At 66.4% G+C, this 22,240-nt stretch carries 20 protein-coding genes; 4 read left to right on the top strand and 16 right to left on the bottom strand.

Features of this window, described 5'->3' with window-relative positions:
• Nucleotides 1–200: 200 nt before the first annotated feature.
• From ACWF82_RS16195 to ACWF82_RS16175, 5 genes are all read right to left on the bottom strand, one after another.
• The gene (locus ACWF82_RS16195; protein ID WP_452501857.1) at nt 201–983 is read right to left on the bottom strand and encodes an ESX secretion-associated protein EspG; all 783 of its coding nucleotides are present in this window, start codon (nt 981–983) and stop codon (nt 201–203) included.
• Nucleotides 980–2,371 (bottom strand): PPE domain-containing protein, encoded by a 1,392-nt coding sequence (locus ACWF82_RS16190; RefSeq protein WP_452501855.1) that lies wholly within the window; start codon nt 2,369–2,371, stop codon nt 980–982. The genes ACWF82_RS16195 and ACWF82_RS16190 overlap by 4 nt, the downstream gene beginning before the upstream one ends.
• Nucleotides 2,371–2,760: a hypothetical protein gene (locus ACWF82_RS16185; RefSeq protein WP_452501853.1), complete on the bottom strand. Its 390-nt coding sequence runs from the start codon at nt 2,758–2,760 to the stop codon at nt 2,371–2,373. Before ACWF82_RS16185 ends, ACWF82_RS16190 begins: the two co-directional genes overlap by 1 nt.
• A gap of 11 nt (nt 2,761–2,771) precedes the next feature.
• Nucleotides 2,772–3,308, bottom strand: a complete 537-nt coding sequence (locus ACWF82_RS16180; protein WP_452501851.1) for a DUF3558 domain-containing protein — start codon at nt 3,306–3,308, stop codon at nt 2,772–2,774.
• Between the two features lie 938 nt (nt 3,309–4,246).
• On the bottom strand, nt 4,247–4,570 hold the full coding sequence (locus ACWF82_RS16175) for a hypothetical protein (protein ID WP_452501850.1): 324 nt from the start codon (nt 4,568–4,570) through the stop codon (nt 4,247–4,249).
• A gap of 994 nt (nt 4,571–5,564) precedes the next feature.
• Here ACWF82_RS16175 and ACWF82_RS16170 point away from each other — a divergent pair.
• Nucleotides 5,565–5,831, top strand: a complete 267-nt coding sequence (locus tag ACWF82_RS16170) for a hypothetical protein (RefSeq protein WP_452501848.1) — start codon at nt 5,565–5,567, stop codon at nt 5,829–5,831.
• Nucleotides 5,832–5,877: 46 nt separating this feature from the next.
• Nucleotides 5,878–6,426 (top strand): helix-turn-helix transcriptional regulator, encoded by a 549-nt coding sequence (locus tag ACWF82_RS16165; protein ID WP_452501846.1) that lies wholly within the window; start codon nt 5,878–5,880, stop codon nt 6,424–6,426.
• 177 nt (nt 6,427–6,603) lie between these two features.
• Here the strand turns inward: ACWF82_RS16165 and ACWF82_RS16160 are convergent, their stop codons facing one another.
• From ACWF82_RS16160 to ACWF82_RS16150, 3 genes are all read right to left on the bottom strand, one after another.
• The gene (locus tag ACWF82_RS16160) at nt 6,604–7,215 is read right to left on the bottom strand and encodes a Uma2 family endonuclease (protein ID WP_452501845.1); all 612 of its coding nucleotides are present in this window, start codon (nt 7,213–7,215) and stop codon (nt 6,604–6,606) included.
• A gap of 123 nt (nt 7,216–7,338) precedes the next feature.
• A complete protein-coding gene (locus tag ACWF82_RS16155; protein WP_452501844.1) occupies nt 7,339–7,836 on the bottom strand; it encodes a peptidylprolyl isomerase in 498 nt (165 codons plus the stop codon).
• A gap of 231 nt (nt 7,837–8,067) precedes the next feature.
• Nucleotides 8,068–8,715, bottom strand: a complete 648-nt coding sequence (locus ACWF82_RS16150) for a hypothetical protein (protein ID WP_452501842.1) — start codon at nt 8,713–8,715, stop codon at nt 8,068–8,070.
• Nucleotides 8,716–9,178: 463 nt separating this feature from the next.
• Between ACWF82_RS16150 and ACWF82_RS16145 the strand changes: the two genes are divergently transcribed.
• Complete coding sequence (locus ACWF82_RS16145; RefSeq protein ID WP_452502009.1) at nt 9,179–12,511, top strand: arabinosyltransferase domain-containing protein; 3,333 nt, start codon at nt 9,179–9,181, stop codon at nt 12,509–12,511.
• 69 nt (nt 12,512–12,580) lie between these two features.
• On the opposite strand, the gene ACWF82_RS16140 is transcribed toward ACWF82_RS16145, so the two are convergent.
• The 5 genes from ACWF82_RS16140 to ACWF82_RS16120 all read right to left on the bottom strand — a co-directional run bounded on the left by ACWF82_RS16140 (nt 12,581) and on the right by ACWF82_RS16120 (nt 18,782).
• Nucleotides 12,581–12,742, bottom strand: coding sequence for a hypothetical protein (locus ACWF82_RS16140; protein WP_189032574.1), 162 nt, complete (start codon nt 12,740–12,742; stop codon nt 12,581–12,583).
• A 194-nt stretch (nt 12,743–12,936) separates the two neighbouring features.
• Complete coding sequence (locus ACWF82_RS16135; RefSeq protein WP_452501841.1) at nt 12,937–16,335, bottom strand: arabinosyltransferase domain-containing protein; 3,399 nt, start codon at nt 16,333–16,335, stop codon at nt 12,937–12,939.
• A 46-nt stretch (nt 16,336–16,381) separates the two neighbouring features.
• Nucleotides 16,382–16,894: a hypothetical protein gene (locus ACWF82_RS16130; RefSeq protein WP_452501839.1), complete on the bottom strand. Its 513-nt coding sequence runs from the start codon at nt 16,892–16,894 to the stop codon at nt 16,382–16,384.
• A 215-nt stretch (nt 16,895–17,109) separates the two neighbouring features.
• Nucleotides 17,110–17,652, bottom strand: coding sequence for a hypothetical protein (locus tag ACWF82_RS16125; RefSeq protein WP_452501838.1), 543 nt, complete (start codon nt 17,650–17,652; stop codon nt 17,110–17,112).
• 176 nt (nt 17,653–17,828) lie between these two features.
• Complete coding sequence (locus tag ACWF82_RS16120; protein WP_452501836.1) at nt 17,829–18,782, bottom strand: helix-turn-helix transcriptional regulator; 954 nt, start codon at nt 18,780–18,782, stop codon at nt 17,829–17,831.
• A gap of 69 nt (nt 18,783–18,851) precedes the next feature.
• Between ACWF82_RS16120 and ACWF82_RS16115 the strand changes: the two genes are divergently transcribed.
• Nucleotides 18,852–19,478, top strand: a complete 627-nt coding sequence (locus ACWF82_RS16115) for a TIGR03086 family metal-binding protein (protein ID WP_452501834.1) — start codon at nt 18,852–18,854, stop codon at nt 19,476–19,478.
• A gap of 7 nt (nt 19,479–19,485) precedes the next feature.
• Here the strand turns inward: ACWF82_RS16115 and ACWF82_RS16110 are convergent, their stop codons facing one another.
• From ACWF82_RS16110 to ACWF82_RS16100, 3 genes are all read right to left on the bottom strand, one after another.
• The gene (locus ACWF82_RS16110; protein ID WP_452501832.1) at nt 19,486–21,456 is read right to left on the bottom strand and encodes a galactan 5-O-arabinofuranosyltransferase; all 1,971 of its coding nucleotides are present in this window, start codon (nt 21,454–21,456) and stop codon (nt 19,486–19,488) included.
• Between the two features lie 77 nt (nt 21,457–21,533).
• The gene (locus ACWF82_RS16105; protein ID WP_452501830.1) at nt 21,534–21,962 is read right to left on the bottom strand and encodes a PIN domain-containing protein; all 429 of its coding nucleotides are present in this window, start codon (nt 21,960–21,962) and stop codon (nt 21,534–21,536) included.
• On the bottom strand, nt 21,959–22,183 hold the full coding sequence (locus tag ACWF82_RS16100; protein ID WP_379408327.1) for a type II toxin-antitoxin system VapB family antitoxin: 225 nt from the start codon (nt 22,181–22,183) through the stop codon (nt 21,959–21,961). The genes ACWF82_RS16105 and ACWF82_RS16100 overlap by 4 nt, the downstream gene beginning before the upstream one ends.
• Nucleotides 22,184–22,240 lie beyond the last annotated feature (57 nt).

The following is a 22,240-nucleotide window of genomic DNA, read 5'->3' as shown; positions in this document are numbered from 1 at the left end:
AACGGAAAGCCGAGCTCCGACTATTGGAAAGCGCGATCGTGGCTATTGGAAAGCGACATGCGGCGTACCGGCACTGCGTGGGCGGTGGGCCTGCGGTCGGTGCCAGATGCTGATCCAGCCGTTCGGCGCTGGAATTCCCCTGCCAGACCCGGTCGCGTCACCCTCGATTCTGAGCCACTGAAGGCCTGGGTGACCGCGGGTTAACGGAGGTGGCCGCTGGCACGGGCCGCGCGGTCGGAGACGCTGGTGATGCGAGCGCGCAGGCGACGCACGATTTCCTCGGGTGAGCCCGGGATGACCGTAAAGTTCTCGCTGTCGTGGTTCTGCATCAGGTAGCGGCCGTCGCCCGGGTAGTCCAGCCAGAGGAAACCGCTGCCGTCATCGGTGGGGCGGGCGTCGATCTCGAAGCCGGGGTAGACGGTGATTTCGCCGGTTCCGGTGCGGGGGCGTTTCAGGAAACGTTGCAGGCGTTCGGTGTCGGAGAGTTTGGTGGGGTGTCGGGAGTACACCGGCGCGTCGAGGTCGCTGCGCCTGCCTTCGAAGCGGGGCTCAGTACCGCCTGCGCAGTGGGGTAGGTGGGTGACGATCGCCTGCGCCACCTCGTGAGCGGGATGGCAGCTGAGGAAGATGTCACCGCCGCCACGGCGATCGCGTGCCGAGAACTGAACGGCGACAACGGCTTCGGACGCCACGATCCCGGCGTGAATACCGATGACCTGATCCTGCTGCGGTCCGTGCAGCCCCTGAATCTCCACCCGGGTTCGCGGTTCCAGCAGAACTTCCAGTGCGCGGTGGAAGGACTCGTCGTAGATCTGTTGCAGGCGTCGCGCGCTGCGTGCCCGTCTCGATGCGAATTCCTCTGTGGTTTCACGAAATTCGGGCTTGTAGCGCAATGGGTAGGGAAGCCGGTCGCGGCCGACTGCCTCGAGTGCGATGGTGAAGGCGAGACCGTCCAGCTGCCAGCGCATGCCGGGTGCGGTCATGCGCCGATCACCCCGCCCGGCGGCAGTGTCGGTGGAAGCTGGCCGATGAGTTCGTGTTCGCGATCCTGGATCAGGTAGTCCGGGGTCTTGTGCTCGTTCTCGTCGTCGCTGCCGCCGCCACGTCCGGCGCCGCCGCCCATCATGCCCGGCATGCCGGACATGCCGCGCGCACCAGCGGCGGCTGCCCTGCCCGCAGCGGCTGCGGCGGGGCTGCCCGCCGACGGTGAGCCGGGTACGGCGCGACCAGCGCCGGGGGATTGCGCCGTCGCGCCGAGGCCGGGTGATCCGGTGCCGGGTGATCCGCCCGAACCGGGTGTGCCGGTACCGGGGGCGCCGGTATTCGGATTTGCTATTGGGTTCTGTTGTGTCGCAGCGGGATTGGTTGGATCGGTGCTAGGCGTCGCCGCTGCGGGGGAGGTGTCGTCGCCGGAGCTGTCGTCGTCAGCGTTGTTGTCGGTGTCGTCGGTGTCGTCGTCCGGGGTGTCGGTCGTCGGGTTGGTGGATTGTGGAGTCGCCGTCTGCGGAGTGGTCTGCGGTGTGCCTTGGTCCCCGTTGCCGGTGGAACCGTTGCCGGCACCATCGTTCGAGCCGCCACCGTTGCCGGTGTCTACGGGTAGGCCGCCGTCACCGATCGGATTCTTCGGCACGGCCAGGACCGGAGTCTTCTCGTCGGCGGTGACAGCTTGCGGCTTGTACACGCGTTCCAGAATTTCCTGCGCGGCGCGCTCGGCCTCGTCAATGCGGTATTGCTCGTCTTTGAGCACTCCGCCGTCCGGAATCCAGGCAGTCAGCTTTCCGTCGAGGGACAGCTCTTTGGGCTTGTCGATCGCCATCTTCGCCTGTAGGAGTGCACCTTCCATCAGGTCGATGCCATTGGCGACCATCTGGAACGTCGTCGGCAGCTTCTCGGCCTCGGTCGCGTAGCCGCGTACACCGTCGATCGCGGCATTCGCGGTGGTACCGGACCAGCCCTCATTGATCGCGGTGTCGATGCGGGTGCGGAAGGTGGTCACCGCGTCCGACATCCCGGTCACCAACCGCCGCCAGCCATCGGCACCAGCGTTGATCTCACCAGCGGAAACGCCCGGCTGATCGCCGCTGCCGTTCAACGCGTCCCAGATCTGCTGATGGCTGAGCGTGGAAAAGTCGTCCAGTTTGCCGGTCAGCACCGGCGTCGAGTACGTCCCGTCGAACCCGGATTCAAGCCGTGCCCGCTCGGACTGGATGATCGTGCGATCACCACTGACCTCGTTGTTCGCCGCCTCACCGAGCTTTCCCCGCGCCTCGGCTTCGTCATAGGAGGTGCTGTAGTCGTCGTAGATGGCCTTACCCTCGGCAGCGACAGCACCGACCGCGACGACCGCGAGCGCGATCAATGGAAGCGGCATCAGATCCCCTGTCCGGTCGCGGCGATACCGGCGGCGTTCTGCCCGTCGACGGCTTGGAGTTTGCCGATCGCGGCGGCGAAGGTGTCGCGCATGAGCTGGGCGATCTCGATGTGGGAAGCCAGGCGCTTGTCGGCGGAGTCGTTGGGGTCGTCCTTGCTGCCCGCAACGGCCTTCGCCTCGAATTTGGCTTTCAGGATGATGGCCGTTTCGAGGCCGCCCCAGCCGGAGAGATGCTCCAACCCTTTGGTATCGCGCTGCAGGTTGATCAGGTCGGAAACATACAGCTCACAGGCGGCGCGCAGGGACTCGCCGAGGCCCTCTTCCATCCGAAAATTGCCGGAAACGGCTTGTTGCTTGAGATTCCGCCAATATGTCGCTTGATCCGTCACGAGACCCACCCCTACTTCGGAAGATGCGGCTCGAGAGCCGCCGCGTGCTTCGCTGCCATATCGCATAGGTCGCCGCCACGAGGACCTTCGTTGCCCAGCCATCCAACGGACACCTCGAACATGCCCTGGTCTGCTTCGAAGGCCACATAGCAGCTCTCCGGGTCGTTCTTTTCACGGAACGTCAGCCCAGCCCGATTGCCAACTGTCGTTTCTTGGACCCCAGTCAAACTGTCCTTGGCTCGAGTCTCAGCGAGCGTGTGGCTCGTGGAGAACACGTCGACCCGTCGGAGCCCTGCGCCGTAGCGGTCATCAATCGGTTTCCAGTTGCAGACTCGCCATGTTGACGGGCCCGAGGGTGGATCGGTCAGCACACGCTTCGTCGTCGGATCGAGCCCTGCATCCCGCAGCACGTCATCACCCAACTGACTACACACGTTGAACACAACGATCTTGTCCAGATCCCGCGTCGTCGGCTGCGCAGACCCAGTCTCCCCACCGTGCCCACAACCACTGGCTGCAGCCGAGACCACGACAGCGCCAACAGCCACCCGCATCATCCCAGTGCTACGCACAACTCTCCCAGTTCCTCGGCGAACCACGTGCTCTCAAAGACTTGGACGCACCGGACGGCCGATTGGTTCCCCCACGGCCGCATTCTCTGTTAATGGGCAGCGACTCTACCGGAGCTCGCGTGTGAGAGCTGCCTACGGCGTCGCTGCCCGGCAGTTCGTGACCGGCGCACCCAACCCCGATCGGTTCCCTCCGACCCCAAACGAGTATCGATCGGCACCGAGCTACCGGCTACGTTCGCTCGACAAGTCCACGACTGAACAGCCACTGAGTGTGGCGACGGTTGGTACGTATGACCGACACCAGGGGCAGGTTCAGCCTTCTCACGAATCGACCACGTGTGGCCTGTTCGGCGAAGGAAATTCGGAGCGCTACGGCTGCAGGTAATGAGTCAATCTGATAGAAAGCTCGGCAACCGCCTGCAATTGTTCATCGGTAAGCGTAAGGCGGCCGCCTGAAGTCTGTGCGTGGTCTTCATGGATCTGGACCGTCCCTTCCCGTTCTTTCGTTCTAGTAACGACTGTTACAAGCCCGCCGGGCCGATTATCGAGCACCCAGGCTGGCTCCGACGTCCCGCTCATTTGTCGCATGGTCGGACCTGGAGGTCGAATTTCCTTCGGGTCGCGTACCAGCCCGATTGAAGCAGATCCGACCACTTCGGAATTCGAATCTATGAAGCAGATGCCTGTTCTATAAATCGGCGATTCGAGATCATCGAGTGCCCGTATTTGCGTATTCTGGACGCCGAGGTCATCGGCAAAGAAACTTGATAAAGTGTTGCATAGTTCCCGCACAGTCGAAATTTTTGAATCTATTGAGGTAGGCGGGGTGTCGGTAGGTACTGCTATCGGTTGGGTACATGCTGAAGAGAGCGCCACTATCAACATGCCGATGGCCGGTGTTGCTAGTCTATTCATTAGGTACTCGGCTTATGCTTCCAGTCCGAACCATCGCCATCAAGCACGCTGGCATCGGCATAGTCGAGATCATACGGGCGGGGCTTTCCTTCGCTGTCTACTCCTACGGCTTGGACGTGAATAGACGGCCAGCTGTTGAACGGTAGGCCCGACTGGGTCGAAACTTCTGCCGCAATATTATTTCCGGCGATCATGTTGGCTTGTGCCATAGTTGCACACTCGCTGAATATATTGAAAATCTTGGTCTGCATCGTGCCCACTGTTTTCACCAAATCATCGAGAACGAAAACTGCTGCCGGACCCTTCAGGAATATTTTGGACATAGTATTGGCGATCTCGTTCTTAAGTTCCAGCAGGGCGATGACCAGTTTCTTGTATCGGCAGGCTCACGACCTGTCGCGCCAGAAACCGCACCCCCTGTGTGGGGTTGAAACGCCGCTTCTCACCCCAGACCACTTCGCTGTCGGGCAGCGCCTCGGTTGGTAGTTGCACGCGAACGAGTTCGATCGCACCAGCGCTTCGCACACCACTCCAAGTCCCTATGGGCAACTTTGTGCTCTCCACATGCGGAGCCGGTAGGCCCCCGAATTTCACCCAACTCTATGGGAGGGCCGCTGCAGCGTGGTGTCGTAAGCGGGCACATATGCGGTGTCGGCTGGTCTTCGCGGCCGAGCAGTCGAACACCTCATCGAACGCGCAGGCATGGGTGCGCTGCTCACGACTGTCAGCGGGGAAGTCGCGAGGCGAGCTGTGTTCGCGGAATCCCCTGGCCAGAGCGGGAACTCGCTAGTTGCTCAGATGGTCTGCGGTGTGTAGCGTCACACGAACAAGAACGGCCGCCCGGTGAGCTGGAACTCACCGAACGGCCTAGGTACGAAACAGTTACAGGCTGTTCGCACCGTAGGGCGAAATCCTACATGCAACAGCTCGGCGCACCGTGCGTCGGGCTTTCGTCGTTTCATGGGTGAAGTCTGCCCTTGGCGACGGCCTCACTGTGTCGTGTCCTGGGCTCAGGCCGCTCCTGTCGGTCGTTATCGGAGAGCCCGACCGAGGGACAGACAACCCTGACACCAGCCTCCTGCGAGCACCTTCGTCGTACGCCTCGCACGTACGCACCTGGTCGGTTCGGGAGTGCACACCTTCGACTGGGTCCAGCCTTCCTCACGCCAACAGGCGTGGGGCCAATTGTGTTGGCCGAGGACGCAAATCGGGGTTCGGTGCGGGGAAGCGGGCAGGGATGGTTACGACACCGGCACCCCTGGGTGCTCCATTCGGGGTTCTACACCGAGCCTCTCAAATGAATCGGAGCGGATGGTTGTGACGAACGACGACTGGGATCAGATCCCGCCACATCAGATCCGCAAAGAGGTTCATAAGGCGATCTATGTAGTAATCGCGGCACTCGTCGAGGTGCGCGGGTTCCGAATCCGGCGGCAAGGGCACAAGATTGCGCTGTACTGCCCATGCGGTCCAGACGGCACCTTCATCACCATCGGCGGAACGGTCCGAGATCCCGACGCGGCGGCAGCCCGCATCAAGCGCGCGGCGCAGCGGTGTCCTGACCAGCATGAGCTCATGCGATGATCTGTTTACATTTGACAACAGTGCTGGTGGGGGCGACCATAGAGCCATGACGCAAGCTGTCGAGGACTTCGAGTTCATGTTTGTGGTCGAAGGGATCGTGGATGCGTTCGACCCTAAAATCGGGCTGGTCGAAGCCCGCCTCGATTGCATCGTCGAGCGCCATAGCGGCTTGACGTTGATGACGGTCACCGCCGCGGCCGCGTCGGCCTTTGCTGCGGGTGTCCACGCCGTGCAGGTACTCGAGTCCGTCGGCATCACCGTTCTCCGTACTTACGCAGACCTGGTGACCAGGCAAGACATCGCGGATCGGGCCGAAGTCACTCGTCAAGCAGTCGGGAACTGGGTGCGGGGCGAGCGGTGCGGAACGCAGCCGTTCCCGCTGCCGACGAATCTGGCAGCAGGTGGCCTCTGGTTGTGGCGTGACGTGAACGAGTGGCTCGCATCGCGAGGGCTCCGGCACGATTCGACAAACAAGCCGACGTTGGGGACTCTCGGCCAGCTGGACACCTGGCTTTCCGTGGCAGGCTTCAACCGAGTGGCAGACGGACTGGAGGATCAAGCCATCGTCGCGTCGATGATGAAGCGCGGTGCTTGATGCCCCCTGTCGATGAGATGTGGTTCCGATCCTGAGGCTCGGCCGGATTAAGCGATCCGCCCCGAGTTGGCGCCCGAAGACTATGCGACAGAAGAGGATTCGATGAAGACCTCGGCGACGGGTGGTTACGCGCGGCGACCAAGCCGCCGAAACGGCCTATACCACGTGGAAGTAGCGTTACCGGCGCGGTAGCTGACTCTGGAGATCCTCGAACATCACCGCGATCTTGACCGGCTCGGTAAGGACCAACGCATCGGTGTGCTGACCATGGCCGACGTAGCGGCGCCCGGACCAGTCGAGGCGCAACTCCTCGATTATGGTGATCAGCTGCCAGTCCTTGTCGAAATGCACGATCAGATACACCGGAATTCCTGCGCGGGCATACAGCTCGCGTTTGATCCCGATATCAGCATCGATGGTGCCCGCCGAGGTCACCTCGACCACCAGCAGCGTCTGGCTTGCCACGTGTTGGGCATCGTAGGGACCGTCGGAACAATCCCGCAGAATCAGATCCGGATACCGGGCACGCAGTCGACGCTCGGGGTCAGGGTTGTCGCTGTCGGCCAGCCGCATCGGCGTGTCACTGTGTACCTCCCGACACGGGCCCTTCGGGTCGACGGCGTACTCCAGCGCGGAACGAAGTCGGTGGACGACGCGGTCATGCACCGGACCCTGTGCTATGCACTCGACCGTCACCCCGTCGTGAACCTCGCCGAACAACTCCGGCGGCCCGGCAAGAAATTCCTCGACTGTGACGAGCCGAGGAGGCTCTTGACGGGGAGTTGACATGCGCCCAGCCTACCGGGCACAAGTCGTTGCCGTGCTTGGTCGCCGCAGTCGGCTTGACCAGCGAGAATCTGTCCTGAAAGGGTCGCCACCCGACGGGTAGCGACCTTTCAGAGCATCGAACGATTAAGAGACGGTGGCGGATTCGATGATGACGTCGGCGACGGGGACGTCCTGGTGGGGGCCCGCGTTGCCGGTCTCGACGGCGGCGATCTTGTCGACGACGTCGGTGCCGTCGGAGACCTTGCCGAAGACGGCGTAGCCCCAGCCCTGGCCCTGGGGGGCGGTGTGGTTGAGGAAGGCGTTGTCGGAGACGTTGATGAAGAACTGGGCGGTGGCCGAGTGCGGGTCGTTGGTGCGGGCCATCGCGACGGTGTACTTGTCGTTCTTGAGGCCGTTGGTCGCCTCGTTCTGGATCGGCGCCTGAGTGGGCTTCTGCTTCAGGCCGGGCTCGAACCCGCCGCCCTGAACCATGAAACCGGGGATGACGCGGTGGAACACGGTGCCGTTGTAATGGCCCGCGTTCACGTAGTTCACGAAGTTGGCGACCGTGTTCGGCGCGGCCTTGTCGTCCAACTCGAGCACGATCGTTCCGTGGTTGGTTTCGAGATTCACCTTGGTCATGGAGTCGAGTCTAGGGAGGGGAGAGCCCCGGAAGGGAGTGGGGTCCGGATCGGTGGTGCCGAACGAACTGACGGATGCGCAACGCACGGCAAAATCCACCCACCGGCATGCGGTGTGCGTTCGGATGATCGGATATAGTTTTCAAGGAACCCGCGTGCCTGAGGCGCACGCGGGTTCTTTATTGCGAAACCATTCGGCGCACCGAATTCGAGACGACTTCGGTGCGACGAATCACGGACCGACGGTAATCGGCACCGACGGGGTTGTGGTGTTGTTCACGGCGTATTTACCCGTCACCTGACCGGTCGTGGCACTGGTCGGGCAGCCGAAGCTGCCGGTCACCTTGATCGGGGCGGGGGCATTGGTCGCCTGCACCGTCGACGGGTTGCCGTTGGTCCAGGTGCCGGCGAGGCTCGCCGCCGCGGTGGGGGCGACGACGATCTTGCAGGAGGCCAGCCCGCTGGTCTGGATGACCATGCCGCCCTGCGGGATATTGATGGTCCCGGCGATCGGCGTGCCGTTCTGGCCCGTGATCGACCAGCTGCCACTGGTTGTCACGGTCGCGCTCACGCCCCACATGCTGGTCGTACAGCCGGTGAAGGTGGGCGCGCTGATCGGGACGGTGATCGGGCCGCTGGGGTTGGTGTTGTTCGGCGCCGCGGGCACCGCGCCGGTGGCGGCGGAGGTGGTGCAGGTGATGCTGACACCACCGGCGACCGCCTTCACCGTGCCCACATTGGTCGCCGAGACCGCCGCGCCCGCCGGTGCAACGGTGGTCGAGCCCGCGGCCGTCGCCGGGCCCATGCCGAAGGTCGTCGCGGCGACCAGGCAGCCGGCGGTGACCAGTGTCGCCCGCGCGAAGAATTGATTGTCGAACATTGCGTACTCCTTGCTGAAATCGACAGCTACGCGATGTGAAGCTGTCGTGTTCAAGAATACGAAAGGCAATTTTTGGTAGTGCATTGTTCGCGCCTACCATTTTGTGCGGAAACCTTCGCGAATCAAGCCACGCCGGCCCGGATCGCCTTTATTATGCGGGTCTGTTACCGCGCGTAACGGTTACTGCATTTTTTATCTATATGCACCGTGCACACTGGTAACATCGAAAAACTCCTGTGTCGCGCTCGGCTGTCCGCGGAGCGCTGGGTTCGGACCTGGATCGATAGCGAATTCGCATAGCGCTGAAACGCCTGGTCGCCTCGCGCCGGCCTGCCGCTCGGCCGGGTAGGCCCACGTCGCACCCTTAATGAAACGCTTGAGCTTCACACCATGGCGCCCCGCATGTTCACAGGCATGGCGTGCGACCCCTCACAAGTAAGAGGGTGCGGATACGATGCCCACCGTGCCAGACGCCGCAACTGCTGTTCTCACCAAGCCGCCCGCCGCGCCGGTGGCCTCCGCGAAGGACTTCCGGATCGCGCGATGGATCGCGCTGGTCGCCGGGCTCCTCGGCGCCCTGTTCGCGGTGGCGACGCCGTTCCTGCCGGTCACCCAGACCACCGCGCAGCTGAACTGGCCGCAGAACGGCAAGCTCGGCAATATCCAGGCACCGCTGATGTCGCAGGTGCCGATCGACCTGAACGCCACCATCCCGTGTTCGGCGGTCGCGACGCTGCCGGAGCAGGGCGGCATGCTGCTGGCCACCGCGCCGCCGCAGGGCGACCGGGCCGCGCTCGAGGCGCTGTTCGTGCGCGTCTCCGACACATCGGTGGACGTGGTCGATCGCAACGCGGTGGTCGCCTCGGCGGACCGCGCGGCGATGGACCAGTGCTCAGCGATCGTCATCAGCTCCGACCAAAACCGCACGACCGCGGAATTCCGGGGCATGACCAAGGAGACCGAGCGGCCGATCGCCGGTCAGCCGGGCGCGGTCGAGACCGTGCAGGCGCCGGTGCAGGGCCAGCTCGCCGGTGACCTGCGCCCGCAGATCGTCGGCGTGTTCTCCGATCTCAAGGGCGCCGTTCCGGACGGCCTGTCGCTGACCTCGACGATCGACTCGCGGTTCTCCTCCAGCCCGTCGCTGGTGAAGCTGATCGCGATCATCGCGGCGGTGCTGTGCACCCTGCTCGCGCTGGGCGCGCTGGCCGTGCTCGACGGCAGTGACGGGCGCGGGCACCGCCGGTTCCTGCCGAAGAACTGGCTGAAGCCGACCTGGGCCGACGGCGCGGTCATCGGCACCCTGCTGGTCTGGCATTTCGTCGGCGCCAACACCTCCGACGACGGCTACATCCTGTCGATGGTGCGAGTCGCGCCCGACGCGGGCTACACGGCCAACTACTTCCGCTGGTACGGCGTGCCCGAGGCGCCGTTCGGCTGGTACTACTACGTCATCCAGGTCTTCGCCGAAATCTCCACGGCCAGCCCGTGGGTGCGCCTGCCCGCGCTGCTGTGCGGAATCCTGTGCTGGATGGTCATCAGCCGCGAGGTGGTGCCCCGCCTCGGCAACGCGGTCAAGCGCTCGCAGGTGGCGCTGTGGACCGGCGGCCTGGTGTTCCTCGCCTTCTGGCTGCCGTTCGACAACGGCCTGCGCTCGGAGCCGATCGTCGCCCTCGGCGCGCTGCTGACCTGGGTCTCGATCGAACGCGCCATCGCCACCGGCAGGCTGCTGCCCGCCGGCATCGCGGTGCTGATCGCGGCGTTCACCCTCGCCGCCGCCCCGACCGGTCTGATGTGTGTGGCCGCGCTGCTGGCGGGCATCCGCCCGCTGGTGCGGATCATCGTGCGCAGGCACCGCCAGTTCGGCACGCTGCCGCTGCTCGCCCCGATCGGCTCGGCGGGTCTGCTGGTGCTCGTCGTTGTCTACGGCGACCAGACCTTCGCCGGCATCCAGGAAGCCAACCGGGTGCGCCAGGCCACCGGCCCGAACCTGGCCTGGTACGAGGACTACCTGCGCTACTACTACATGTTCGTCGAGACCGTCGACGGCTCGCTGGCCCGGCGCTTCGCCTTCCTGGTGATGCTGCTGTGCCTGTTCACCACGCTGCTGGTGCTGCTGCGCCGCCGTCAGGTGCCCGGCATCGCGTCGGGCCCGACCTGGCGGCTGATGGGGATCGTCTTCGGGACCATCTTCTTCATGATGTTCAACCCGACGAAGTGGACCCACCACTTCGGCGCGTACGCGGGCATCGCGGGTTCGCTCGCCGCGGTGACGGCGGTGGCCGTGTCGCAGAGCGCGCTGCGTTCGCGGAAGAACCGGGCCATCTTCCTTGCCGGATTGCTGTTCGTACTCGCGCTGTCGTTCTCGGGCATCAACGGCTACTGGTACGTGTCCAGCTACGGCGTGCCATGGTTCGACAAGACCATCTCGCTGGGTGGCGTCCGTTCCAACACGGTGATGCTGATCCTGTTCGGCGTGGCATTGGCCCTGGTCGGCTGGTACGCGCTGCGTGAGGACTACGTGAAACCGGTGCCGTCGGCGAAGACCGAGCGTGGCAGGCGAATCCGCAAGTTCGCCGCGATCCCGCTGACCATCGTGGTCGGGCTGATGGTGCTGTTCGAGGTGCTCTCGCTGGTCAAGGGCGCCACCCAGCAGTACCCGGGCTACTCGCTGGCCCGCTCCAACTTCGACGCCGTCGGCGGCAATGCCTGCGGTCTCGCCAACGACGTGCTGGTCGAATCCGATCCGAACAGCGGCAGGCTCGACCCGATCGTCGATCCGGCCCGCCCGTTCACCGACGCGAACGATCCGCTCGCTGGCACCGAAGCGGTCGGTTTCACGCCCAACGGCGTGCCGGGCGACCTGTCGGCCGATGCGGTCGAGGTGAAGCCGGGCACCGGTAACACCAGCAACCAGTCGGTCGGCGCGGCCTTCGCCGAGGGCGAGAGCGCGGGTACCGGCGGTGGTGAGGGCGCGCTCGGCGTCAACGGGTCGACCGTCGCGCTGCCGTTCGGGCTCGACCCGGCGCAGACCCCGATCCTCGGCTCCTACCAGGAAGGCGTGCAGCAGCCCGCGCACCTGGAGTCGGCCTGGTACGGGCTGCCCGCCCGCTCGGACAACTCGCCGCTGGTCGTGATCTCGGCAGCGGGCCGCATCGCCTCCAGGGACGACTCCGGCGCCGACAAGTACGGCCAGTCGCTGCTCGTCGAGTACGGCGCCCGCAACCCCGACGGCAGCGTCACCACGCTCGGCACCTACCTGCCGCGCGATATCGGCCCGTTCCCGTCATGGCGCAACCTGCGCGTGCCGGTGTCCGACCTGCCCGCCGAGGCGAACGCGGTCCGCATCGTCGCCAACGACCCGATCCTGATCGGTGACCAGTGGCTGGCGTTCACCCCGCCGCGCGTCCCGAAGCTGCAGACGCTGGACACCTTCATCGGCCGCACCCAGCCGGTGCTGCTGGACTGGGCCGTCGGGCTGCAGTTCCCGTGCCAGCGGCCGTTCGCGCACCACAACGGCGTCGCCGAGGTGCCGAACTACCGCATCCTGCCGGACCGTCCGCTGGCGATCTCGTCCACCGACACCTGGCAGGCCCAGGAGTTCGGCGGCCCGCTCGGCTTCTCGCAGATGCTGGCGAGCCGGGTCACCATCCCGACCTACCTGAAGGACGACTGGGCCCGCGACTGGGGTTCGCTGGAACGCTACAACCAGTACCTCAAGGCCGAGCCCGCCCAGCTCGCGACGGACACCGCCCCGCGCAGCGGCCTGTGGACCCCCGGTCCACTGCGGGTGTTCTGACCGGAACAAAGTAGAAGGCGCGGGCCACTCAGGTGGTCCGCGCCTTTCGGTCGTGGAGGGGTGCAGGAGTCAAACGTTGAGCATGCGACGGTTGAGGTCGCGACGTAACACCTCTTGTGAAGGCAATCTATCCAATACCCGCATCACCGCCGGTCGTAGTTCTTTTTTCTCGTCGTCGCTGAGCAGCTCGACGAGATCTCCCAGATCCATGTCATCGAAGGCTCCTGTCATACCCATCAGGGTACGTGCTGAAACGCGCGGGGGAAGGCCATTCGGCTCACATTTACAGGCGTTTCACGTACACGAAATGCTAACGGCCGCTAGGATTTTCGCGCCGTCCATGCACAACTGCCCGGTCGCTGCCCTTACGCTGGCAGAGTCACACGCGCTGGTGCGCGGGCGCGGCCTGGAGGCCCCGCCACTCACTACTGCGCCCGGATCGCCGGCTCCTTCGCCCGTCCCGACTGCTCGACGACCCGCACCGAGATCTCGGCGGGTGGCGCGGGCTGATACGGCGTGAACCGCTCCAGCGAGCCCCAGTCCCGGCCCAGATCATGATCGAGATAGGTGGGGACAGTCTCGGCCTTCAGCAGCAGACCTGTCCACCCGAGCGGGCCGCCGCCGATGTCGTCCTGCCAGGCGTTGGAGGCGTCCGAGCCGACCCGGTCGGGCAGGATCCGCCACTGCGGCGCCTCGGCGACGCCGTCGTGGTGGTCGAACGGGCGCTGGCAGGGGAAGGCGAGGCCGACGTGCCAGTCCAGCAGCACCGGGTCGGTCTGCCCGACGACGGAGTCGAGGGTGGCCAGCTTCGGCAGCCTGGGCGGGGTCACCGCGAGCCACTGCTTGCCGGTGATGTCGTTGTCGGTGGCGACCAGGCGGACGGCGTTCACCCCGTCGGGCAGCCGGTCCAGGGGCACACGCAGGTTGCGCCAGGACGGCGCGGGGCCGATGTCGAGCGGCTCGACCGAACCGGTCACCGTCACCGCGCCGTCGGCGGCGCGGGTGCCGTACTCCAGGCGCAGGTCCTGGCCGTAGTGCACGACGCCGTCGGTGTCGACGTAGCGGATGCGGCCCGCGGCGGTGACGACGAGTGCCTGGTAGGCGGGGTCGTCACGCAAGCTGCTGGTGAGGTCGAGGCGGTACCACTGCGAGGTCAGCTTCGCCTGCTGCTGCACGCCGTCCTGATAGGAGCCGAGGACGGGCGTGCGGGCCGGGTCGAGACCGAAGGGCAGGGCGACGGTGCTGCCGTTGAGGCCGGACTCGGCGCTGGTGCCGCCGCCGGTGCCGGCGCCGGTGGTGTTGGTGGTCTTGTTGGCCGAGTCGGTGTCGACCGAGTTCGCGCCGCCGACCACGGTCTCGTCGGCATCGGCGGTGAGGTCGGCGGCGACGCCGTTCGGGGTGAAGCCGGTGGATTCGGCGTTCAGTCCGTCGGCCGGGGCGCCGGTGTACGGGGTGAGCAGCGAATCGGCCGTATTCGTCTCCACCAGCACGTCGTCGGCCAGGCCGCACGTGTTGCCGCGCAGCGACTCGATATTCGACTTCGCGATCGAGTAGGCGGGGTACTGGGTGACGGCGCCCTTGGCCATCGACGCCACCTCGAACAGCACGAGCAGCGCGGCCGCGATGGTCAGCGGCATGGTCGCGAAACGGTCGAAACGCGACGGCGCTGACGGCGTGCGGTAGGGGTCGCGCAGATGGAAATACAGCGCGACCAGCAGTGCGAGCACTGCCAGCCCGAGGAAGATGGTCGAGATGCCCTTGCCGGCCACCAGCGGCGCCTTGTCCCAGAACGGCACGCCGAAACTGGACACGTACCACCAGCCGTTGGAGCCGGTGAAGGTGATCGCCAGCACGAACAGCACCGCCGCGGTGAACAGCGCGCGATTGCGCGGTGCGCGAATGCCGTTGGCGCCGACCGCCACCGCCGCCAGCGCGGCCAGTGAACCGGCGAGCCCGGCGTACACGCCGAAGTGGTGGGTCCACTTGGTCGGCGTCCACATCATCAGCAGCAGCGCGCCGAACACGATGCCGAGGATGCGCACGGACGGGCCGCGCGAGGTGCCGGGGATGCGGCCCTTGCGCAGGACCTGCAGGATGCACACGAGCAGGCACAGCAGCATCACCAGGACGCCGAAGCGCCGGGCCAGCGAGCCGTCGGGGGAGAGCATGAACAGCGAGTCCCAGCGGGTGCGTTCGTCGAACCAGGCGACATTGGGGCCGACGAGGGTGCGGACCCGGGTCGCCTCCATGACGGTGGCCATGGTCTGGTCGGCGAAGACGATGATCAGCACGATCGTGCCTGCTGCCAGGCCGGGGGCCAGCAGCGCGGCGTAGCGGAAGATCTTGGCGCCCAAGGTGAGTCGACGGCCCGCACCCGCCGCACTGTCAGCAGTCGCCGCGGTGCGAGCCTCCGCCTCGCTCCCTGTGGTGGTCGCACCAGCAGCTTCGGCACGGCGGCTGCCCGGGGAATCGCTGCCCGCGCCGCCGTATTCGTCGGCGGCGATCCGGCGCGGCCGCACACCCTGTGCCCGCTTGATGATGATCATCAGCACCGGTCGCGTACCCGCGATGAGCGCGGCGATGCAGATCAGCCCGGTCGGGCCGGCGGCGAGGGAGAACGCGGCCACCAGGATCGCCAGCGCCGCTGGCAGCAGCCGGGCGGTGGCGATGGCGCGTTCGATCAGGCACCAGGTGAGCAGCGCGCCCGCCGCGATCAGCGGCTCGGGGCGCAGGCCGTTGTCGTAGGGCAGCCAGAACGCCAGGAACACCAGTCCGGCCGTCCACAGCGCCACCTTGTCGCGGCGCACGCGAGCGCCGAGGCGGGGCAGCACCTCCCGGCTGATCACCGCCCAGCACACCAGGCCGGCGGCGAGGGCGGGCAGGCGCATCCAGGGGCTGGCGTCGGAGACCTTGGTCATCCAGGCCAGCAGTTCGTAGGACCAGCCGAACGGCGCCTCGGGGACGCCGAACCAGCGGTAGTAGTTGGCCATGTAGCCCGACGGGCCGGAGGCGCGGGCCATATTGAGGATGTAGCCGTCGTCGGAGGTGTTGGCGCCGATGACATGCCAGCCGAGCAGCGTCACGACGACGACCACGTCGGTCGGGGTGATCCGCCACCAGTGCCGGGGCAGGAAACGGCGAGCGCGACGGCCGTCGGAGGTGTCGAGCAGGTGCAGGGCGATCAGCGCGATGACGGTGGCGACCGCGGCGGCGATCATCGTCACCAGCTTCAGCGTCGTCGGCGTCGAGGTGAACCGGGAGTCTATGTCGGCGTGCACGCGGGCACCGGCGAGCGCCGCCTCGTCGAGGTCGGTGAAGACGCCGACGATCTGCGGGCGCTTGTCGACGGTGACGGTATTGCGGAACGGGCTGCCGTCCTCGCGCGTCACCCCGGCGAACTCGACGGTGGTCGCCGCGATGGTGGATTCGATCGTGACGCGCTCGCAGTTCGCGATCTCGGCGATCGGTGCCGAGAGCATCGGCACATCGCGCGCCTGCACTCCGAGCACACCGTCGCGCACGGCGACGGTCAGTCCCTTCTGGGTCTGGCCCGACGCGACCGGGATGGTGCTGACCAGCGTCGTCGCCCCGGTCTCCGGCAGGTCGCGCAGCATCGTGCACGGCAGTTGCGCGTCGAGCCGCTGGGGCACATACGACACGAGCGGTGCTTCGACACTGGTCGCGCCCGCCTGCGGCCACTCCAGGCTCGCGCGGTCCTGCCGCACCGGCAGCAGCGGCGTGAGCAGGGCAAGCACGAACCCGAGCAGCCCGCAGACGAGGGCGATCAGGCGGTATCGGGTGAACGCTCGTTCAGATCGCAGCACGGGGGTTGATGCTAGCCATCGAACCTGTGCGCGACACGGCGCCGGGTCATCCCGTCTTGCGGTCGCTCCAATCGAGCTGGGCTTTGGCCCAGTCGGGGATCTCGCCGTCGGGGCGGGGGAAGGCGGCGAATTCGGCGCGCAGATCCTCGACCGAGAACTCCGGCATCCAGTCCGGGACGGTACTGGTGGAGAAGGTCGCCTTGTAGCGGGTTGGGCCCGCGATGAAGATCTCGGCGCTGAGCCAGGCGCCGACGGCCGGGTCGTAGGACAGGCGCTTGTGATCGGTGAAGTACTCGAGCACCTCGACCGGCGGCACCAGATTGGTGACCGTGCCGTCGCGCTCCTTGATCTGCACGCCCGCCACGGCGTGCTCGCCGACCTGCAGCGACCACAGCAGCGCGAACTTCTGGCCCGGCGCGAGCATGGCGATCGCGGCGTCGACGACGGTCTGCTCGATCTGGCCGACCGTGTGCAGCTCTTCCCTGGGGGAGGGTTCGCGTTCCTGGCGGTGCGGGCGAGTCAGCAAGAGATCGATTCGCTCCGGTCTGCTGAGCGTCATAGCTATACCTCTGCATCCGTACCGATCAGCACTACCAAAACTGATTTCGGTCGGCCGAACTTGTCAACATTTCGCAGCGTACTCGCCCCGCGACGCGAACCGCGCGGTTTGTTCACACTGACTCGACGTATTGTGGTCTATCGCGCTCCCGCACACCAGCAGCTATCGGGTGTCGATCAACACAACACCCGGTTGCGGGCGCCTGACCAGGCCATTCAGGCGGCAGCAGCGCGTAGCGCGAACCAGCCGTCGATCGGGTCGGCGAAACCGTGATAGACCAACGGAATGCGCTGGTCGATCTCGAAATACCGGTAGACAGCCAGCATCGCCTGGCGCACCGAATGAGACTGGAAGTCATCGATGCGGCGCGGGCCGATGCGGTGTTCGGGCAGCAGTTCCAGGCGCATCAGTTCCGCCGGGTCGTCGACGTCGAGACCCCACGGCGCCGGTTCCTCGATGAGATGGTCGTGCAGCACGGTGCGCGCGGTGGGCGGATCATGGCGACTGCCCGCGAACGCGACGCGTTCGACGCGGGCGAGGCCGCGGGTACTCAGCGGCGTACGGACCGCCTCGATCAGGTCGATCATGTCGAGATCGGGTTCAGGTTCCGGTGCTCGTCCGGCGACCGGCGCTTGTTCGAGCATATGCAGCACCTGCCCACCGCGAACCAGCGGTTCGGGTACAACGAAGAAGCTGATGCTCGGGCAGTCGCAGTGCATGCCGGTCAGGCACACCCGCGTGTGCAACGGATCGGACATAAGTCCTCCTCCGGTAGCGGGTCGCCGGGACCCGTGACGTGCAGGATCGTGATTCCAACGCCATCCGCCGTGGTACTCGCCCGCCGGCGGCGACCATGCCGCACCAGTCAGTGTAGTGCCGTCGAGCGGCCAGGACAGGGGGATCCGGCACGGAACGGAAACGATCCGCGAGCCGGTCACGGTGCGATGGACTCGGTGTACCGGCGGGCCAGGGTGCGCAGATGGGCGACCAGCTCGGGCGGGCCGTCGACACGGAAGTCCATCATCAGCATGCTCAGGTAGATCGCGATCGTCTCCATCGCGTCGGCGCCGGTGTGCAGCACACAGCTGTGGTCGTCGACCGGTTCGACGACACCGACGGCGGGGTTGATCCGGGCGATGACGGTCTCGGCAGGGGCGAGCACGGTGACGCGGGCGTGCACCAGCCAGCCGGTGGTCGCGATGTGGCGCATGACGAAGGCGACCAGATCGTCGTCGGGGAGCCGGCGCGGCGCGAACACCCGCTTGCCCGCGGTGGCGCTGGTGAGGCGGGCGACCGGGATCGCTTCCCAGGCATGGGTTTTCATGCTGTAGGCGACGAGGTACCAGCGGCGCTGCCAGTTGATCAGCCGGTAGGGCTCCAGTTCGATGTCGTCGTCGACGGTGACCGCGGTGGTGCGGCGGACGGCGTCGGCCAGGGTGGTGAGGATGCCGGTGGCGACCGGGGCGTCCGGTTCGCGCGAGCCGGTGGTGGCCGGGCCGATCTCGGTGGCATCGTGGAGGGCGGAGACTTTGCGCTGCAAGCGTTTCGGCAGGATCTGCTCGATCTTGCGCAGGGCTCTGGTGAGCTGGTCGCCGAGATCGGAGACGGCGAGCGAGCCGTCGGCGGCCACGGCGATGGACAGGGCGACGGCCACCGCTTCGTCGTCGTCGAGCAGCAGTGGCGGCATCGTCGCGCCGCGCCCGAGCCGGTAGCCGCCGACGGCGCCGCGTTCGGCGTGCACGGGATAGCCGAGTTCGCGCAGTCGCGAAATGTCGTTGCGGACAGTGCGTTCGGTGACCTCCAGGCGATCGGCGAGTTCGCGGCCGGTGTAGGAGCGGTCCTGGAGCAGGGCGAGCAGGCGCAGGACGCGCGGTGTCGTCGCGGCCATTGTCACCTCGTCGGAATCGGTGGGGAAATTAGGAAAGAAACGAGCCTAATGGGTTTCTAGGCTGGAGTCATGAACAGCACCGCAGCTCTCGACACCGTGTGGCGCGACGTCGTCGCCACCTCCTACGCCGCCCTCGCCGACGTCGTCGCGGGCATCCGCGACGACCAGTGGAACCTGCCGACCCCGTGCTCGGAATGGACGGTCACCCAGGTGATCCAGCACGCGGCGGGCGACCAGCTCGCCTACGCCGCTGCCCTCGGCATCGGCGCGGGCCCGAGCGACAACCCCTTCGCTCCGTCCGGCTCCATCGACGGTTCCGCCGCCGACCTGGTCCGCGCGGCCGTCGACCAGACCGCCGCCGCCTGGGCCACCGTCGGCGATTCCACCGCCACCGTCCCCACCCCGCTCCCGCACGGCGACCTCCCCACCTCGGTAGCCGCTACGCTGGCCGCCCTCGACGCGGCCGTCCACGCCTGGGATATCGCCGTCGCCACCGGCCAGCCCTCCCCGCTGACCGACGAGCTGGCGACCCACCTGCTGACCGCGGCCCGCACCGTCCACGCGGCGCCCGGCAGCGGCGTCGACGCCGAGATCGTCGAACCGCTGCGTCAGTGGGGCGCCTACGCCTCCGTCGTCGAGGCCACCTCCACCGGCCCGGTCGACGACCTCCTGCACTACCTCGGCCGCACCGCCTGAGGAAGCGTCAGCGGCGCACCGTGATCAGGGTGAAGGGGCCGATGTCGGTGGTGGTGAAGGCGGGGTCGGCGAAGAGGGTTTTGGGGAAGGCGACGGTGTAGCGCTTGACGTTCGGGTCGTTGGGGTAGACGTCTTCGGCGAGGCGGAGGGTGTAGGTGTCGCCGTCGCGGCGGAACAGGAAGGCGTCGGGGGCTCGCCAGGGAGCTGCCGACATGGCGTCGAGGAGGGCGGGGGCTGAGTCGAGTTTGCTCCAGGCGGCGATGGTGGCGGCGCGGTCCTTGAAGTCGGACAGCGGGTTCGCGTAGTGCGAGGTGAGGGCCTGGAAGCCGAAGTAGGGGTAGAAGGCCAGGAAGCTGGTGTCGGCGGTGAGGACGACGGTTTCGTCTCGGGGGCGCCCGGTTTGAGCCAGCAGGGCCTCGTCGATCGGGTGGTAGTAGGCGACCGCTGACGGCTTTCGCTTGTCGGCGCGTTCGCCGAAAGTGCCCTCGGCGTTGGGCACATCGGTGGGCACGGTATCGGTGTAGGCGGTGTCGATCTCGTGGGTGAGCACGGTCGGGATGTGCTGGGCGAAAGCGAGTGCGCCGAGCACCGCCACCACGCCGGCGGCGGTGCGCACCGGGGCCGAGTCGTTCATCGCCCGGTAGACAAGGGCCGCGGTTTCGACGAAGCCGAAAACGCCCGAGGCGGCGAGCAGGGCGAGCAGTACCGGCTCCAACCGGAACGACAGCAGCGTGGTTCCCGCGGCGGTCGCGGCCATCGACAGCAGCGTCCACAGGTAGATCGCCACCACCCCGAGCCCCAGCGACTGGGCCCGGCGCGAGGTTCCGGCGCGCAGCACCAGCCACAGCACCCCGAGCAGGCACAGCGCACCGCGCAGCGAGAACTCCAGCATCGGGAACGCCAGCTCGGCGCCCGACTGCGGCAGATAGTGGAAGGCGTTGCCGGAGGGCAGTTTCGCCCCCGACAGCATCTTCAGCAGATACGGCGCCCACACCACCAGCGCGAGCACGGCGGCGATGGCCCCGATGACGACCAGCTTCGTCAGCGGTGCGATCGCCGACCGCCACGGGGCCGGACCGCCGACGGCACGCGGTCCGCCGACCCGCGGTCGCAGGTCTTCCTTGCGCGTGTACACGGCCACCCCCGCCGCGACCACGGCCATCAGCACCACGGTGAACGCCACGATCGCCAGATACAGCGTGTAGAAGCAGGCGGCAATGCCGAGGAACAGTCCGGTGCCGAGCACCGCGCCCCACCCGCCCGTCGACCGGTGCAGCGCACCCCAGGCGAGCACGAGCACCGGCGGAATGAACACGACCAGCACCGCCCCGTAGGCCTCGGGGGAGGCGTAGGCCAGCGTCATGGCGGTGACCGCCGCCGCGGCGCCGACCGCGAGATCGGCCCGAACCAGCTGCGTCCACAGCACCAGCGCCACCGCAGCGGCGACGGCGAGCAGCCCGATCGAGTACGGCTTGAACACTTCCCAGCCGTCCATGCCGAGCACGTTTCCGACCCGCCCGCCGATCCAGAACCAGCCCGCCGGATAGAACGGCGGCAGATCGACATAGGTCATATCCCGCAGCACCGCACTGTCGGTGAGCCGCGTCAGATACTCGGTGCGAAACTCCTGATCCACCGAGACACCGAACAGATACAGCTTGGTCGCCGCCAGCGGCATACCGAGCGTCACGGTAACGAAGCTCGAAATCCCAACCCAGGAAGCCAGTTTCGCCACCACCGGCCACTTCCGCAGCCGGATCAGCAGCACCGACACCACCAGCAGCGCGATGGCGACGACCTGGCCGACGGTAGTCAGCGCCCGAGTCACATTGGAGGAGTTGAACGCGGGCCACTGCACCGCCGAGAACGCGAACAGCCCGACCGCGGCGACAACGAGCGCAACCAGCGCGGCCGCCGCGCCCTCCCAGACCCCGGCCCCGATCCTGCGCCCCGCCCGCACCTCATCGTTGGTCGTCATCGGCGCGCAATCCTCCGGCTCCACTCAGCTCCACGGTCCGGGCCAGCCTAGTGGAGTCGACTCGAGCCGTCGGATTCTCAGATGCCCGGTTCCAGCGGCCCGTCGTGGACATTGACTTCGCGCAGCTCGGTCGCGAACCTGGTCGCGGTGACGAAATCCTTGTCGTCGTGGACGATGGTCAGGTTGTGGTTCACGGCGGTGGCACAGATCATCAGGTCAACGGCCGATAGCGAGTTCACGCAGCCGCCCTGTGCTGCTCGGCGTTGGATAGTGCGGATCCACGAACCAGCCGATTTCGGGACCGCCGCATCGCGCGTCGTCTGATCGAACAGCGTCGTGAATTCGTCGTATTCTTCGAGATTTCGAGCTGACCGAAAGAACTCCGTTCGCTGCGGATAGCACGATCGCAGCGCGCCATCTGCGATGACGTCGCGCCATTTGTCGCTGACGGGGCCGCCGCGCAGCATGCGCCACATCGCCGACGAGTCGATCAGATATCCGGTCACCGTCGGTAGGCCTCTTTGGCGGCGCGGTGGGCGGCTTCCATACCCTCGATGTCCCAGCCTTTTGCGAGCTCGATGGCTCGGTCATACGCTGCGACCCGGTCGCGTCGCTCGTTGTATTCGTCAAGGGCGGCGGCGACCGCGGCAGTCTTCGTACGATGACCGCCAAGACGTTTGGCCTTCTCCAGCGACTCATCGTCGATGTCGATATGCGTTAGCGACATGTCAGTACTCCTGTACATGATCTGGCCTTCGCCATCGCCTAAATTGTACATATCTTC

This window comes from Nocardia sp. NPDC055053 (assembly GCF_053608285.1).
The sequence above is the reverse complement of the archived record's forward strand: the minus strand, read 5'-3'. Positions and strand labels throughout refer to the sequence as shown.

What these genes read in the sequence shown, in the direction of transcription:
- ACWF82_RS16195 (WP_452501857.1), bottom strand. Translation starts at nt 983, where the DNA reads ATGACCGCACCCGGCATGCGCTGGCAGCTGGACGGTCTCGCCTTCACC.
- ACWF82_RS16190 (WP_452501855.1), bottom strand. Translation starts at nt 2,371, where the DNA reads ATGCCGCTTCCATTGATCGCGCTCGCGGTCGTCGCGGTCGGTGCTGTC.
- ACWF82_RS16175 (WP_452501850.1), bottom strand. Translation starts at nt 4,570, where the DNA reads ATGTCCAAAATATTCCTGAAGGGTCCGGCAGCAGTTTTCGTTCTCGAT.
- ACWF82_RS16165 (WP_452501846.1), top strand. Translation starts at nt 5,878, where the DNA reads ATGACGCAAGCTGTCGAGGACTTCGAGTTCATGTTTGTGGTCGAAGGG.
- ACWF82_RS16160 (WP_452501845.1), bottom strand. Translation starts at nt 7,215, where the DNA reads ATGTCAACTCCCCGTCAAGAGCCTCCTCGGCTCGTCACAGTCGAGGAA.
- ACWF82_RS16155 (WP_452501844.1), bottom strand. Translation starts at nt 7,836, where the DNA reads ATGACCAAGGTGAATCTCGAAACCAACCACGGAACGATCGTGCTCGAG.
- ACWF82_RS16150 (WP_452501842.1), bottom strand. Translation starts at nt 8,715, where the DNA reads ATGTTCGACAATCAATTCTTCGCGCGGGCGACACTGGTCACCGCCGGC.
- ACWF82_RS16140 (WP_189032574.1), bottom strand. Translation starts at nt 12,742, where the DNA reads ATGACAGGAGCCTTCGATGACATGGATCTGGGAGATCTCGTCGAGCTG.
- ACWF82_RS16130 (WP_452501839.1), bottom strand. Translation starts at nt 16,894, where the DNA reads ATGACGCTCAGCAGACCGGAGCGAATCGATCTCTTGCTGACTCGCCCG.
- ACWF82_RS16125 (WP_452501838.1), bottom strand. Translation starts at nt 17,652, where the DNA reads ATGTCCGATCCGTTGCACACGCGGGTGTGCCTGACCGGCATGCACTGC.
- ACWF82_RS16120 (WP_452501836.1), bottom strand. Translation starts at nt 18,782, where the DNA reads ATGGCCGCGACGACACCGCGCGTCCTGCGCCTGCTCGCCCTGCTCCAG.
- ACWF82_RS16115 (WP_452501834.1), top strand. Translation starts at nt 18,852, where the DNA reads ATGAACAGCACCGCAGCTCTCGACACCGTGTGGCGCGACGTCGTCGCC.
- ACWF82_RS16110 (WP_452501832.1), bottom strand. Translation starts at nt 21,456, where the DNA reads ATGACGACCAACGATGAGGTGCGGGCGGGGCGCAGGATCGGGGCCGGG.
- ACWF82_RS16100 (WP_379408327.1), bottom strand. Translation starts at nt 22,183, where the DNA reads ATGTCGCTAACGCATATCGACATCGACGATGAGTCGCTGGAGAAGGCC.